Source organism: Microbacterium sp. I2 (assembly GCF_051364985.1).
GTDB lineage: Bacteria > Actinomycetota > Actinomycetes > Actinomycetales > Microbacteriaceae > Microbacterium.
The window spans coordinates 13,355-27,822 of the sequence record NZ_JBLWIH010000011.1; the positions used below are offsets into that span (position 1 = coordinate 13,355).

The 14,468-nt window shown below is 69.5% G+C and carries 12 protein-coding genes and 1 other RNA gene; 8 read left to right on the forward strand and 5 right to left on the reverse strand.

The window, feature by feature from the left end; all coding sequences use genetic code 11:
* Positions 1-5 precede the first annotated feature (5 nt).
* Positions 6-1,736, forward strand: a complete 1,731-nt coding sequence (locus tag ACLKM7_RS11110; RefSeq protein WP_436447242.1) for a bifunctional 3'-5' exonuclease/DNA polymerase — start codon at positions 6-8, stop codon at positions 1,734-1,736.
* Positions 1,737-1,742: 6 nt separating this feature from the next.
* Here ACLKM7_RS11110 and ACLKM7_RS11115 read toward each other — a convergent pair whose 3' ends face one another.
* Both ACLKM7_RS11115 and ACLKM7_RS11120 read right to left on the reverse strand, forming a co-directional pair.
* A complete protein-coding gene (locus ACLKM7_RS11115; protein WP_436447243.1) occupies positions 1,743-3,536 on the reverse strand; it encodes a DUF4012 domain-containing protein in 1,794 nt (597 codons plus the stop codon).
* Between the two features lies 1 nt (position 3,537).
* A complete protein-coding gene (locus ACLKM7_RS11120; RefSeq protein ID WP_436447244.1) occupies positions 3,538-4,176 on the reverse strand; it encodes an LPXTG cell wall anchor domain-containing protein in 639 nt (212 codons plus the stop codon).
* A 135-nt stretch (positions 4,177-4,311) separates the two neighbouring features.
* On the opposite strand from ACLKM7_RS11120, the gene rnpB reads away from it, so the two are divergent.
* Positions 4,312-4,681, forward strand: an RNA gene (gene rnpB / locus ACLKM7_RS11125) — RNase P RNA component class A.
* Between the two features lie 22 nt (positions 4,682-4,703).
* On the opposite strand, the gene ppgK is transcribed toward rnpB, so the two are convergent.
* Positions 4,704-5,468 (reverse strand): polyphosphate--glucose phosphotransferase, encoded by a 765-nt coding sequence (gene ppgK / locus ACLKM7_RS11130; protein WP_436447245.1) that lies wholly within the window; start codon positions 5,466-5,468, stop codon positions 4,704-4,706.
* 93 nt (positions 5,469-5,561) lie between these two features.
* On the opposite strand from ppgK, the gene ACLKM7_RS11135 reads away from it, so the two are divergent.
* The 3 genes from ACLKM7_RS11135 (at position 5,562) to ACLKM7_RS11145 (ending at position 10,215) form a co-directional block, all read left to right on the forward strand.
* On the forward strand, positions 5,562-5,786 hold the full coding sequence (locus ACLKM7_RS11135; RefSeq protein WP_436447246.1) for an SPOR domain-containing protein: 225 nt from the start codon (positions 5,562-5,564) through the stop codon (positions 5,784-5,786).
* 74 nt (positions 5,787-5,860) lie between these two features.
* Entirely contained in the window at positions 5,861-7,198 is a 1,338-nt protein-coding gene (gene glnA / locus ACLKM7_RS11140) for a type I glutamate--ammonia ligase (RefSeq protein ID WP_168913977.1), read from the forward strand.
* Between the two features lie 14 nt (positions 7,199-7,212).
* Positions 7,213-10,215 carry a bifunctional [glutamine synthetase] adenylyltransferase/[glutamine synthetase]-adenylyl-L-tyrosine phosphorylase gene (locus ACLKM7_RS11145; protein WP_436447247.1) on the forward strand — a complete coding sequence of 1,001 codons (3,003 nt, stop codon included), beginning with the start codon at positions 7,213-7,215 and terminating at the stop codon, positions 10,213-10,215.
* Positions 10,216-10,314: 99 nt separating this feature from the next.
* Here ACLKM7_RS11145 and glnA (ACLKM7_RS11150) read toward each other — a convergent pair whose 3' ends face one another.
* Positions 10,315-11,739 (reverse strand): type I glutamate--ammonia ligase, encoded by a 1,425-nt coding sequence (gene glnA, locus ACLKM7_RS11150; protein WP_436447248.1) that lies wholly within the window; start codon positions 11,737-11,739, stop codon positions 10,315-10,317.
* A 134-nt stretch (positions 11,740-11,873) separates the two neighbouring features.
* Between glnA (ACLKM7_RS11150) and ACLKM7_RS11155 the strand changes: the two genes are divergently transcribed.
* Entirely contained in the window at positions 11,874-12,284 is a 411-nt protein-coding gene (locus ACLKM7_RS11155) for an RDD family protein (protein WP_436447249.1), read from the forward strand.
* Positions 12,285-12,298: 14 nt separating this feature from the next.
* Here the strand turns inward: ACLKM7_RS11155 and ACLKM7_RS11160 are convergent, their stop codons facing one another.
* A complete protein-coding gene (locus tag ACLKM7_RS11160) occupies positions 12,299-13,009 on the reverse strand; it encodes a DUF4191 domain-containing protein (protein WP_436447250.1) in 711 nt (236 codons plus the stop codon).
* A 123-nt stretch (positions 13,010-13,132) separates the two neighbouring features.
* On the opposite strand from ACLKM7_RS11160, the gene ACLKM7_RS11165 reads away from it, so the two are divergent.
* Complete coding sequence (locus ACLKM7_RS11165) at positions 13,133-14,026, forward strand: hypothetical protein (RefSeq protein WP_436447251.1); 894 nt, start codon at positions 13,133-13,135, stop codon at positions 14,024-14,026.
* 103 nt (positions 14,027-14,129) lie between these two features.
* A complete protein-coding gene (locus tag ACLKM7_RS11170; RefSeq protein ID WP_436447252.1) occupies positions 14,130-14,450 on the forward strand; it encodes a hypothetical protein in 321 nt (106 codons plus the stop codon).
* The last annotated feature ends 18 nt before the right edge of the window (positions 14,451-14,468 follow it).

The following is a 14,468-nucleotide window of genomic DNA, read 5'->3' on the forward strand; positions in this document are numbered from 1 at the left end:
GCACCGTGGGCGCCGCTGACCCGCCCGCATGGATCGTCCTCGGGCGCAGCGGCGAAGATGTGGTCGCCGTCGATCTGGACGCGACCGGCCGGGAGACTGACCGGCGCCGGATCGCGGCATCCGGATTCGCCGAGTGGGTCGCACGCGAGGAATCGTCGTGGTCTCCGCGGTGGGTCTGGAACGACACGCCTCAGTGGTACGGCGGCATCCTCGACCACGGCGCGCGAGTGGCCCGCTGTCACGATCTCCGTCTGAGTCACGCGATTCTCCGCGGGTCCGCACTCGTGCAGCCGGACGCCCCGGTGCGCGGCTCCGTCGGCTGGGACGCGGTGCCGTACGTCGAGCCGGACACCCCGGCGCCGGGATTGTTCGACCTCGAGGACTCGGGGCCTGCGGCGGGGACTCCCTCGGATGTGGACGCTGCTCTCGCGGAGTTCGCACGGCAACGCGAGGCCGTCACCGACAGCGCCGACCCCGGACGGCTCCGCCTGCTCACCGCCGCGGAATCGGCGGGAGCGCTCATCGCCGTGGAGCTGCGTGCGGCGGGGCTGCCGTGGGATGCGGCCGAGCACGACCGGATCCTCACCGAGGCGCTGGGGGAGCGGCCCACCGGCGGCGGTCAGCCGGCACTCCTCGCGGCAGCGGCAGCGCGTGTCCGCGATGCGCTCGGCGATCCCGCGGCGAGCCTCGACTCGCAGCCGAAGCTGCTGCGGGCGCTTCACCGCGTGGGCGTTCTCGTCGAATCCACGAGCCGCTGGGAGCTGGCCGAGCAGCGGCATCCCGTCATCGAGCCGCTCCTCGAGTACAAGAAGCTCTCGCGCCTCCTCTCGGCGAACGGATGGGCCTGGCTCGACGAATGGGTGCACGACGGGCGATTCCGCCCCGTGTACGTGCCAGGGGGAGTCGTCACCGGACGGTGGGCCTCATCGGGCGGTGGGGCATTGCAGCTGCCGCGTCAGCTGCGCGAGGCGGTGCGCGCCGACCCGGGATGGCGGCTCGTCGTCGCCGACGTCGCCCAGCTCGAGCCTCGCGTGCTGGCCGCGATGTCGGGAGATCACGCACTCGCCGGCGCGGCCCGCGGTCGGGACCTCTATGCGGGGATCGTCGACAGCGGTGCAGTCGCGACACGGCAGGAGGCGAAGATCGCGCTCCTCGGCGCGATGTACGGTGCGACGACGGGGGAGTCCGGCCGGCTCGTGCCGCGACTGCGCCGTGCCTACCCCCGCGCGATGGGCCTCGTGGACGACGCCGCGCGCGTCGGCGAGGACGGCGGTCTGGTCTCGACCTGGCTCGGCCGGACGTCGCCGGCGCCCTCGGCCGAGTGGTCGGTGGCACAGTCACGCGCGACGGAGGCCGAGGCATCCGGGGCGGACGAGACTCGCGCTCGGAGGTGGGCCCGCGATCGCGGCAGATTCACGCGCAATTTCGTCGTCCAGGGAACGGCGGCCGAGTGGGCGCTGGCGTGGATGGCCGACCTTCGGGCCCGGCTCAACGCCCTGGACCCGATTCCCGCCGACCACGCCGCCGGGCGCTCCGGTGCCGTGTTCGAGCGGCGGGCGCATCTCGCATTCTTCCTCCATGACGAGGTCATCGTGCATGCGCCGGCAGAGCAGGCCGAGTCCGCCGCGCAGGCGGTGACGGATGCCGCGACCACCGCGGGACGGATCCTGTTCGGTGGCTTCCCGATCGACTTCCCGCTCGATGTCCGCGTGGCAGAGACCGCCTTGAAAGACTGACCGCCGTCACGGAGCGGCCGTGGTCGCGGAGGCGGTCGCCTTGCACGCACGGGCGTTCATATCGATCGCGGGCTCGTTCATGAGCGGAGTGTGGACGATCGCCGGCTCCTGCGCGGCGGCGGCGGGGATCAGGAAACGGAACTCCAACTCGTTGACCTCACCCGGTGACAGGTTCACGCGGGCAGTGCTCGCCGCCCGTCCGCGATCGATCGCGGTCGCCGCCGGGTAGCGCTCTCCCTTGACGACAACCGCCCCGAGATACGAGCCCGACGGCGCCGAGACGGTGACGTTCGTGCCGATGTCTCCAGCGCCGACGCCGAACAAACCGCCGCCGGTGACGCTCATCGGGAGTGCCTCGGCGTCGGCGGGCGCGTCGCTGCCCATGCCGACCGTCACAGCGACCTCAGCCAGGCCGTCCGCGCGACACGCGAGGACGGTCGTCGCGAGCGACACCCGGAGGTAGGAGGCCATCTTTCCGCCGGTCGCGTCGTTGAAGTACACGCCGAACGCGCCGTCCCCCGCCGCCGCCTGACGCGCCGCCGGTCCACCGAGACCAGACGCCGCGAAGACCGCATTCTCATCCTCGTGCGCGCTCCACAGTGAGATGCGGCCCTCGCGGGCGGGCTTGTCGAGCGCCTGCAGCAGCGCGAACGCGTTCACATCGCCGCCGGTGGTCCGCGCGAACACCGCGTCAAGAGCGCCGCGGAACAGCGCGGACTGCCCCTCCGCAGCCATCGATCGGTACGGTTCGACGAGGAGCGTGTCGATCGCGTTGTCAGCGCTGAGCGACGCGCCCGTCGGCAACGTGACCGGGCCTGTCGCAGCCAGCACTGCCTGCAGCACGAAGGGGTCGACGGCGATGACAGTGTCTGGCGTGGAGCCGCCCACCCGAGACCACCACGCGCTTGCGAGTGAACCCGTTACTGCGAAGTCGGTCGTCATGGACGCGTTCTGGACGTACCGTCCGACTCCGTCGCCATACAGCGAGATGGTGCTGTCGGGAACCTCCGCGACAGGCGCGGCTTCGACGGGGAACTCTGCGGAATCCGCTTGTCGCACGAGCGAGAGCGTGCCCCCGTCCGCGCTCACCTCCGCGAATGTACCCGTGATCCCGCCGGCCGTCCGGAGCTCCGCCGGATTCTGCACCATGACGAGAATCGTCCGCTGACCATCAGAGCCGAGGACGGAAGGAAGGAGTCGCGCCGCTTGCGCCGCGGCGGCCGACGTCGGTGCAAGGGTGTCCATGATGTCTCGCATCCGCAGCACCCCGCTCGACACGGGGCTCACCAGGGCATCGGCGTCGAGCGTCCCGAGTTCTGCGGATGCATGCTCCGTCGCGGCCGCGAGACGCTCGAGGCCGCCGGCCGCCGCGGCCAGCGCTTCGATGTCCACGACGGCGCCCGAGGCGCGCTCCTGGAGCGGGCCGATGACCTCGAGCGCCTCGGGAACCGCGCCTGCGACCGCTGCGAGCTCGACGGAGACGACGCGCACCGCCCGAAGGTTCTCCCCGACGCCGGGAAGCGCTTCAGCCGCGCGCCAGACCGGATCGCTCGAAAGCCCGGAGGCGCGCTCTGCATGCCGCTCGATGTCCGTCACGATCGCCGTCACCCGCGGGAAGTCGGTGTCGCCGACGGCGGTCTGCGCCGCCTCGGCGAGCTGCGAGAGCGCATCCAGCTCCGACTTCACCATCAGTGCACGCACACCGATCCAGCCGACGACGGCGACCAGCGCGAGCGTGACGGCTGCCAGAGCGAACAGAAGCCAGCGTCGCCGATGCGGCGCCGCTTTCGAAGACAGCATGTCAGCGTCGCGCGAGGCGCCGACCGACGACGAGCAGGATCCCGGTGATGGCGGCGAGCACGCCGACCACGGCGATCGGCAGGACGATCGCGCTCACACCGGTCGCCGGCAGTGCTGCTGCGCTTCCGCGTCCGGGCGGATCGGCCGCGCACATCGGGGTCGACGGCGGATACGAGACCGGCACGACGACGGACGGGTTCACCTCGATGGTGGCGGTGATGGCACCGCGCGTCCACCGGAAGTTGCCCTCGGTCTCGACCCATTGCCCGTTCTCGAACGCCCAGCCCGGCCAGCCGGTGGCGTTGCCCCCGGCATCGATCGACGCTCCGGGCCACAGCACACGTCCTGACAGCTCGCCTCCGACGAGCGCGCCCAGTGCGATGCTCGTGGACTGCTGTCCGTTCGTCAGCACGAGGGTTGCCTGAGCGGTCGTGAACTGCCCGTCAGGATCGATCAGCGAGATGTCGTACGAGATCCACGGGACGTCGCGGTCGCACTCGCCGACCGCCGTCGACCCCGCCAGCGTCGGCGTCCCAGGATCCGTCGGCGTGTAATCGTCGGCCTCCGCGTTCGCAGCGGCCGACCCTCCCAGAATCAGCAGCGCGCTCAACGCGAGCACGGCGGATGCCATAGTTTTCATCGGTGCCTCCCCAGCAGGCGAATACAGTCAAACTCCCCAGCCGACTGATGGCGCCATGCTACACCCTGAACGGCGATCGCGCCGGTGATCCTGACACATTCGCCCAGGCGGATGCCTTAGGCTCGGGCACGCGAATGGGTCGGCTGGACGGTCGCGTCGCGGACGGTTCGCCGTCTCGCGCCGAGGAACGTCCGGGCACCACAGGGCAGGGCGGTGGGTAACACCCACCCGGAGCGATCCGCGAGACAGTGCCACAGAGAGCAGACCGCCGGGGCATCCGTCCCGGTAAGGGTGAAAGGGTGGTGTAAGAGACCACCGGGGTCGTGGTGACACGACCCGCACGGCAAACCTCGCCCGGTGCAAGGCCAGACAGGGGATGATGACGCGGCCCGCCGAGTCCCCGGGTAGGCCGCTGGAGCGGCACGGCAACGTGTCGCCGAGAGAGATGACCGTCCACGGGGCTCCGGCCCCCGGACAGAACCCGGCGTACAGGCCGGCCCATTCGCCCTCTCGTCAGCCCGTGCGCGTCAGTCCCGTGCGAGCGCGGCGGCGCCGATGATCCCGGCGTTGTTCCGATGCACGGCCGGCACGATCGGCGTCTTGAGGTCGAGCAGGTGCAGGAACTTGTCGGCGTGCTTGGACACGCCGCCGCCGACGACGAAGAGGTCGGGACTGAACAGGAACTCGATGTGGCTGTAGTACCACTGCAGCCGCTCGGCCCACTGTTCCCATGAGAGCTCGTCCCGCTCCATCGCGGAGTACGCGGCGTAGGCCTCGGCGTCCTTGCCGTGCTTCGCCCTCTGCACGTGCCCGAGCTCGGAATTGGGTACGAGCACGCCGTTGTACAACAGCGCGGACCCGATGCCGGTGCCGAGCGTGGTGAGGATCGTCAGACCCCGCTGGTCTTTGGCGGCGCCGTAGCGCATCTCTGCCACCCCGGCGACGTCGGCGTCGTTGGCGAAATGGATGTCGCGCCCGAGGCCCTTCTCGAAGAACTTCTCGGCCTCGAAGCCGATCCACCGATCCGACACGTTCGCGGCCGACAGCGTCATGCCGTTCTTCACGATGGCCGGGAACGCGACGCCCAGCGGCACCGTCTCGTCATCGGCGACGCCCAGAGTCGAGAGCACCTCGGTGACCGCGGCCAGCACGTCCGGCGGCTGCGCGCCCTCGGGAGTGGCGACCTTGACGCGATCGCTGATGAGCTCACCGCGGTCCAGATCCACGATCCCCGCTTTGATGCCCGTGCCGCCGATGTCCACGCCCACGGCGCGCGTCGCGAGTGATGCCATGCCAACACCCTATCCAGACCTGGCGTCTCGGATCGGGGGCGTCACTAGGATCGAGCCGACGGAGCATCACTGCCGCGATGTGAGGAGCACGCCATGACCGGCGACAACGAGAAGTACTGGTACAACCTCAAGACCGGCGAGGTCGAGAAGGGATTCGAGTCGCCCGCGGTCGACCGCGCGGGACCCTTCGAGACGCCCGAAGAGGCGGCGAGGGCGCCGGAGATCATGCGCGAGCGCTCACGTGCCTGGGCGGAGGAGGAGTCTCGCGACAACGACTGGGGGAGCGGCGTGTCAGGTGTCGCGCGCGACGACCAGTAGTCTGGCATCGGCCGCGCCGCGCAGCCCTGCGGGCCGCGCGGGCACCCAGTGGAGCGGGCGCCGGAGAGGATGCGATGGACAAGCAGCGTGACTTCGTTCTGAGGACGATCGAGGAGCGGGGCGTGAAGTTCGTCCGCCTCTGGTTCACCGACGTCATCGGCACGCTCAAGTCCGTCGCGATCGCACCGGCCGAGGTCGAGGGCGCGTTCAGCGAGGGCCTCGGATTCGATGGCTCCGCGATCGAAGGGCTGACTCGCTCGTACGAGTCGGATCTGCTGGCCCACCCCGATCCGACGACCTTCCAGATCCTGCCGTGGCGGGGCGAGATCGACCCGACCGCGCGGATGTTCTGCGACATCACGACGCCGGACGGTCAGCCGGCGGTCGCGGACCCGCGACACGTCCTCAAGCGCACTCTCGCGAAGGCGGCGGACGCGGGCTTCACCTTCTACACGCACCCCGAGATCGAGTTCTACCTGCTGAAGTCATCGTCGTTCGGCGCCGAAGGACCCGAGCCCGTCGACTCCGCAGGGTACTTCGACAACGTTCCCGGCGGCACGGCGCACGACTTCCGCCGGCGATCGGTCCGGATGCTGGAGGACCTCGGGATCTCCGTCGAGTTCAGCCATCACGAAGGCGGGCCGGGTCAGAACGAGATCGATCTGCGATACGCCGACGCGCTGGCCACCGCCGACAACATCATGACCTTCCGCACCGTCGTGAAAGAGGTGGCGATCGAGCAGGGTGTCTACGCGACCTTCATGCCGAAGCCCCTCACCGGCAAGCCCGGGAGCGGCATGCACACGCACATGTCCCTCTTCGAGGGCGATGTCAACGCGTTCTATCAGGAGGGCGCGCAGTACCAGCTGTCGAAGGTCGGCCGTCAGTTCATCGCGGGTCTGCTGCGGCATGCCAACGAGATCTCGGCAGTCACCAACCAGTTCGTCAACTCCTACAAGCGACTGTGGGGCGGCGACGAGGCGCCCAGCTTCATCTGCTGGGGACACAACAACCGCTCCGCGCTGGTGCGCGTTCCGCTGTACAAGCCCAACAAGGGTCAGTCGTCCCGTGTGGAGTACCGGGCGCTCGACTCGGCCGCCAATCCGTATCTGTCCTTCGCGCTCATGCTCGCCGCTGGTCTCAAGGGCATCGAGAACGAGTACGAGCTCCCGGCGGAGGCCGAAGACAACGTCTGGTCGCTGACGGATGCCGAACGGCGCGCGCTCGGCTACGCGCCGTTGCCGGCGAGCCTGGACCACGCTCTGGAGTACATGGAGGAGTCCGAGCTCGTGGCCGAGACCCTCGGTGAGCAGGTCTTCAACTACGTGCTGCTGAACAAGCGGCGCGAGTGGCAGGAGTACCGCTCGCAGGTGACGCCCTTCGAGCTCAAGAGCAACCTCGAGATGCTCTGACCGCCGGCTGACGCATGTCCGCGAGCGAACGGTCCGGGTCCCTCACCCCTCTCGCGAAGCTCGGCTTCAGCCGTCTCCGCGAAGCCGACGCCTTCCTGCGCGAGCTCGCCGAAGAGGCCGGGGTGCCACGGGAGGCGGCGCTGGAGGGCGCGACGTATGCCGCCGATCCCGACGAGGCGGTCAGCGCGCTCACGAGGCTGGCGCGACGGGACGCGGAGGCGGTGCGGGCGATCAGTGTCGACCCGCGCGGCTGGAGGGCGCTGTGGGCCCTGCTGGGTGCGTCCACGGGATTCGGGGACTTCTTCTTCCGGCATCCCGACGAGGTCGCCGAACTTCGCAACGCCGGACTGAGCCTGCCGTCCGAACATGAGATGCGCGCGACGCTGCTCGAGTCCGTGGGAGCCGTGGACGGCTTCGCCGCCGACAGCAGTGAAGCCGCCTGGATCGCCCTGCGCGTGCGATACCGCCGCACCCTGGCCCGCATCGCCGCGTTCGATCTGCTCAGCGCCTCACCCGTGGACGAGGTCGCAGCGGTCTCGGCACGACTGGCGGATGCCGCGGGCGCTGCTCTTGAAGCATCCCTCGCCGTCGCCCGTACGCGGATCTCGGGTGGTGTCGCCGGCGTCGGCCTCTTCCCCCGCGCTCAGGTGGCGCGCACGAGGCTGGCGATCATCGGCATGGGCAAGACGGGCGCCCGCGAACTGAACTACGTCAGCGATGTCGACGTCATCTTCGTCGCCGGCGCCGACGATGCCACGACCGAGGAGCTGGGGGAGAGCCGCGTCGTCGACATCGCCACACGGCTGGCGGTCCAGACGATGCGCGGCATCTCGGAGGTGGAGCGTGAGCCACCGCTGTGGGAGGTGGACGCCAACCTGCGCCCCGAGGGCAAGCAGGGCGCTCTCGTGCGCACGGTCGACTCGCACGAGGCCTACTACGAACGATGGGCGAAGAGCTGGGAGTTCCAGGCTCTGCTCAAGGCCCGCCCCATCGCCGGTGACGAAGCACTGGGCGGCACGTACATCGACGCCGTGCAGCCGAAGGTGTGGACGAGTGCGGCGAGGGAGAACTTCGTAGACAGCGTGCAGCGCATGCGAGAGCGCGTGACCGAGCACATTCCGGCGCAGGAGGTGGCTTATCAGATCAAGCTCGGTCCTGGAGGGATCCGCGACATCGAGTTCACGGTGCAGCTCCTGCAGCTCGTTCACGGGCTGACCGACGATCGCATCCGCCAACGGGGCACGCTCGTGGCGCTGGACGCGCTCGTGGCGGAAGGCTACATCGGCCGGGCCGAGGCATCCGCGTTCTCTCACGACTACCGGGTGCTGCGGCTCCTCGAGCACCGCGCACAGCTGCGACACCTCCGTCGCACCCACCTGATGCCCGCGCGACCGGAGGAGCTGCGCGTGCTGGCCCGGTCCTCAGCCCTGGCCGAGACCGGCGAAGGCGTGTGGGAGCTGTGGGAGTCCGTCAAACGCGAAGTGCGCGACATCCACGTGCGGCTGTTCTACCGCCCGCTGCTGTCGGCGGTCGCCGCTCTCCCCGCCGACGAGCGCGCGCTGTCGACCGCGCAGGCGCACGACCGCCTCGCAGCGATCGGATTCGCTGATCCAGCGGGCGCCCTGCGTCACATCGCCGCGCTCACCAGCGGACTCAGCCGCAAGGCCACCATCCAGCGCCACCTCATGCCCGTCATGATCCGGTGGTTCGCCGACGGCGTCGACCCGGACTACGGATTGCTCGCGTTCCGCCGGCTCAGCGAGAAGCTCGGAGACACGCACTGGTTCCTTCGCATGCTGCGGGACTCTTCCGGGGCGGCCGAGAGCCTCTCGCGCGTGCTGTCGGGGTCTCGCTACGTGGGCGAGCTGATGGAGTGGATCCCGGAGTCGGCGGCCTGGCTCGATGACGCCGCGCTCCTGCGGCCGCGTTCCGGCGTCGCGCTGCAGGACGAGGCGCGCGCCATCCAGACGCGGCACGACACCATCGACGAAGCGATGCGCGCTGTGCGTGCGCTGCGCCGCCGCGAACAGCTGCGGATCGCGATGGGCGCGATCCTGGGCACGATCACGATCGACGAGCTCGCCGCCGCCCTCACGAGCATCACCGACGTCACGATCCAGGCCACCCTGCGCGCGGTCCGTCGAGAGATCGTCCCACCCGGGGATGCCGACCTTGATTTCTCGGTCATCGCGATGGGGCGCTTCGGTGGCGCAGAGCTCGGCTTCGGGTCGGACGCCGACGTCATGTACGTCTACCGCGCGAACAGCGTGGAGCCGCAGCGGGCGCACGATCTCGCCGTCAAGCTGGTCTCGGCGCTGCGCTCGTACTCCGAGGACCAGCGGGTCCCGCTCGAGCTCGACGCCGACCTGCGGCCGGAAGGACGCAACGGACCGATCGCCCGCTCTCTCGACGCCTACGAGGAGTACTATCGGCGCTGGGCGGCGCCGTGGGAGGCGCAGGCGCTGCTGCGCGCCCGCGGCATGGCAGGCAGCGTGAAGCTCATCGACGCGTTCACCCTGATGGCCGACCGGGTGCGGTATCCGGCGAGTATCGATCTCGCGGCCGTACGCGAGATCAAGCGCATCAAGGCGCGCGTCGAGAGCGAGCGGCTGCCGCAGGGCGTCGACCCGACCCGGCACCTCAAGCTCGGACCCGGATCGCTCAGCGACGTGGAATGGCTCGTACAGCTGCTGCAGCTGCAGCACGCGCACACGGTCCCCGCGATGCGCACGACGTCGACGCTCGGAGCCCTGCGAGCCGCGCAGGAAGCTGGACTCATCGCCCCGACGGCGGCCGACCGTCTCGCCGACGCGTGGCGGCTCGCGAGCCGTCTCCGCTCGGCGAACACGCTTTTGTCCGGGCAGACGAGCGACGTCCTGCCGGTGGATCGGAACAAGCTCGACGGCATCGGCAGACTCCTCGAGTACGCGCCCCGCTCGGCGACGCAGGTCGAGGAGGACTACCTGGGCACCACCCGTCGCGCGCGGCGCGTGTTCGAGAAGCTCTTCTACGGTTGATCCTGCCACGCGGCGACGGGCGTCACCCGGGCCGGAGGCATCCGTCGGCAAAGCACGAGGGCCCCGGTCTCCCGGAGCCCTCGCACTGCTGGAGCGTGCTCAGACGCTGAAGTACAGCTCGTACTCGAACGGGTGAGGACGGGCGTTGAGCGGCTGGATCTCGTTCTCGATCTTGTATTCGATCCAGGTCTCGATCAGCTCGGGCGTGAACACGTTGCCGCGCGTGAGGAACTCGTGGTCTGCGCGCAGCGCCTCGAGGGAATCGAGCAGCGAGTTCGGCACCTGCGGGATGTTCTTGGCCTCCTCGGGCGGCAGCTCGTAGAGGTCCTTGTCGACCGGCTCGTGCGGCTCGATGCGGTTGATGATGCCGTCGATGCCGGCCATCAGCTGCGCGGCGAACGCGAGGTACGGGTTGCCCGAGGCGTCCGGCGCGCGGAACTCGATGCGCTTGGCCTTCGGGTTGGAGCCCGTGATCGGGATGCGGACGGCCGCCGAGCGGTTGCCCGCCGAGTACACCAGGTTGACCGGAGCCTCGTAGCCCTTGACCAGTCGCTTGTACGAGTTGAGCGTCGGGTTCGTGAACGCCAGCACCGCCGGGGCGTGCGCGAGCAGGCCGCCGATGTACCAGCGAGCGGTGTCGGAGAGCTGCGCGTAGCCCTTCTCGTCGAAGAACAGCGGCTTGCCCTCGAGCCACAGCGACTGGTGGGTGTGCATGCCCGAGCCGTTGTCTCCGAAGAGCGGCTTCGGCATGAACGTCGCGACCTTGCCCCACTCGAGCGCGGTGTTCTTGACGATGTACTTGAACTTCAGGATGTCGTCGGCCGCGTGCACCATGGTGTCGAAGCGGTAGTTGATCTCGGCCTGGCCACCCGTGCCCACCTCGTGGTGCGCGCGCTCGAGGTGCAGCCCCGACTCGATGAGCTTGAGCGAGATGTCGTCACGCAGGTCGGCCTGCTTGTCGACGGGCGAGACCGGGAAGTAGCCGCCCTTGTACGGGGTCTTGTTGGCGAGGTTCCCGCCTTCTTCCACGCGGCCGCTGTTCCACGCGCCCTCTTCGGAGTCGACGAAGTAGAAGCTCTGGTTCTGCTTCACCTCGTAGCGGACGTCGTCGAAGATGTAGAACTCCGCCTCGGGGGCGAAGAAGGCGGTGTCGGCGATGCCGGTCGATGCGAGGTACTTCTCGGCCTTCTTGGCGACCTGACGCGGGTCCTTGCCGTAGATCTCACCCGTGCGCGGGTTGTAGATGTCGAAGATCATGATGAGCGTCTTCGCCTCGCGGAACGGGTCGAGGTAGGCGGTCGACACATCGGGAATCAGCTGCATGTCCGATTCGTGGATGTTCGCGAAGCCCCGGATGGAGGAGCCGTCGAACAGCTGGCCGACGGTGAAGAACTCCTCGTCGACGGTGGCTGCCGGAATGTTGAAGTGCTGCTGCACGCCAGGAAGGTCCGTGAACCGGATGTCGAGGAACTTCACGTCCTCGTCCTTGATGAACTTCAGCACCTCGGATGAATCTTTGAACATTAAGACTCCAGAGGTAGGGCATTCGGGACCGCCCGCGCGGGGCGCGGACTTGCTGGCAACGTACCCGCAGGGGATTGCCCGGCAGTGTCACCTATGTTTCCGGCATGTTACAGGCGCCTGGATACGCTGATGGGGTGACACAGAGCGCGCAGGAGTATCCCGGGGAACGGCTCGGTCTTCCCCGGGAGGGCACCGGATCGATCGGCCGTGTCGGCCGTCGCGTCGGCGCCCTCTTCGTCGACTACGGTGCCGCGTACCTGATCTCCGGCTTCTTCGGCTGGGACCCGCTGGCCATCCTCGCGCTGTTCGCCGCGATCCAGATCGTGTTCCTGCCAACCCTGCAGGGGAGCCCCGGGCACCGGCTGTTCGGCCTGCGCCTGGTGCGGGCGGATGCCGCCGCCGGTCGCGTAGGCGGATGGGTGGGGCTGTGGCGCCCCGTCGTGCGGACGGCTCTGCTCATCGTCGTCATCCCCGCGGTGATCTGGGATGCCGACCAGCGTGGTCTGCACGACAAGGTGGCCGGAACGGTGCTCGTGCGTTCCTGACCGGTCCCGCGCCGTCAGCGAGGGCGGGGCGCGCGCACCTTCGTCGGGTCGACGCCCTTCGGGATCGGCAGGGACGTGAGCGACTGCGACACGGACTCGATCCGCTTGATCACGGCCGCCATCGTGGCGCGGTCGATCTTCTTGGGAAGACCCTTGATCGTCGACGCGAGCTTCGCGATGGGGACCTCATCCGGCCCATGGCCGACGTACAGCACGGTGATGGGCACCCCGGACGCGACACGCTGCGCCTTCGCACGCTCGTCGTTCACGAGGCGTGTGAGACGCCCGCGGGCGCCCTCGCCGATGATGACGACACCTCCACGTCCCACGGCGCGATAGACCGCCTCCTGGGTCTTCGGGTTGATGCCGACCGGCATGTCGCTGGCCTGCCAGCGCCGGCCGAGCGACGTCGACAGCACGTGCCCGGTCGCACCCGGCATCCCGTCGATCTTCTTGTACATTGCGCGCGTCGACATTCGCGTCATGGTCATGAGCGACCCGAGGACGCCCAGCATGAGGCCGGTGATGCCCCACAGCACGACGCTCCACGGCGCCACGGGAGGAATCGCGAACCCGACGCCCACTCCTACGGCGATGCCGAGCAGGAGGATGCCGGCCAGCAGGAACGGAAGCCAGCGGAACTCCTTCTGCGTGAAGGTGTAGAGGGTGCGGATCTGCGAGAAGAAGCCGGGGCGCTTCTCGGGAGCGGTACTGCGGGCGGCCATGCCCCCAGCCTACCTTTTGCGTCGCCTCGGCTCGGCTCCTCCACAGGCGCCGTCTCCCGCTGTTCGCCCACAGCTTCGCTCCGTCGAGCCGCAAGCACCGTGTCCAGCATCGAGACTGGCGACGTGACTGCCGAAGGCCCCTTGAGCTCGCCGTACCGGACGGTGCGCGCCGTGCGTGCTCCCGAGGACAGCCCGTGGCCGGGCCGGCTCGTGCGCGCAGCCGGGGGCGAGACGCGCGTACTCGTCGATGCGGACGTGCTCGGCGGCGCCTGGAGCGGATGGGATGCCGCACCCGGGGGTCATGTGCTGTCGCCGCTGGATGTCGTGCGCCGCGTCGATGGGCATGATGTCGTCCTCCCGGTGTGCACGGAGCCGCTCGATGTGTTCCTTCGTCGCCGTGCGAGCCGCATGCCACTCCGTCCCGGCGAGGCGGTCACGCTCGCCGTGAGCCTCCTGCGGGGCTGCGCCGAACTGGCGGCCAACCCCGACACGAACGGGGAGTGGTGGCTTGACGATGCCGGCCGCCCGGTGCTCGCGCCGGATCTCTCCGCCCGCCGGGCGCTGGACGCCGCCGCCGACGCGCTCGGGTCGCTCGTGGTGGGTCCTCCGCTGGACCGCGTGTGGGAGCACGCGCGTCGCGCGATCGGCGCCGAGCGGGTCTCGGTGAACGATCTGCTCGAGGCGGAGGACGCCCTCTTCGGCGCGGCGGCACCGGAGCCGCTCACGACCGTGACTCTGAGCCCGCGCAGCGCCGCGGAGACGACACAGCCGTCGAGGGACCGCATCGAGGTGCCCGACGTGGAACGCCCACGCACCACCTGGCAAATGCTCATCGGCCACGTGGACTCGGATCTTGCCGATACGGTGTCGCGCGTCACGACCGGGCTCTGGCGGCGCGCGCGCGGCTCGGAACGCCCGAGACGGCGCACCGTGGATCCTCGGTGGTGCGGTCGCCGCCGCGGTCCTCGCCGGCGGGACACTCTGGCCCGCGGCAGGGGGCGAGACCACCGCGGCTGACGGCGAGACGCAGTCCGGGTCGTCCCAGCCGGATTCCTCGGGCTCCACCGCAGTCGAAGGGTTGCCCGCGCCATCGACCTCGATTGCGCCGACCGATCCCGCCGTGGACGATCCCGCGTCGGTGGCGGCCCCGGCGGATCTCGCGACGGTCGCATCGGCGTTGCTCGATGAACGCACCGCGTGCGGAGATGACCTCGACTGTCTTGAGACGGTTCTCGCCGATCCTTCTACGCCGCTCGGAGGAGGTGCGATCGATCTGCCGTCTTCCGCACGGGTCGTGACCCTGCTGGACGACTTCGGAGACGTCGCGGTGCTGCGAGTCGACGCGGGCGACGGCTCGCTGCCTGCGCAGCTGACCGTGCTGGTGCGTCAGGACGAGGAATGGCTGCTGCGCGACGTCCATGACGTCGCGCAGCAGCCCTAGGTGGTCCGCCTGGGCGGA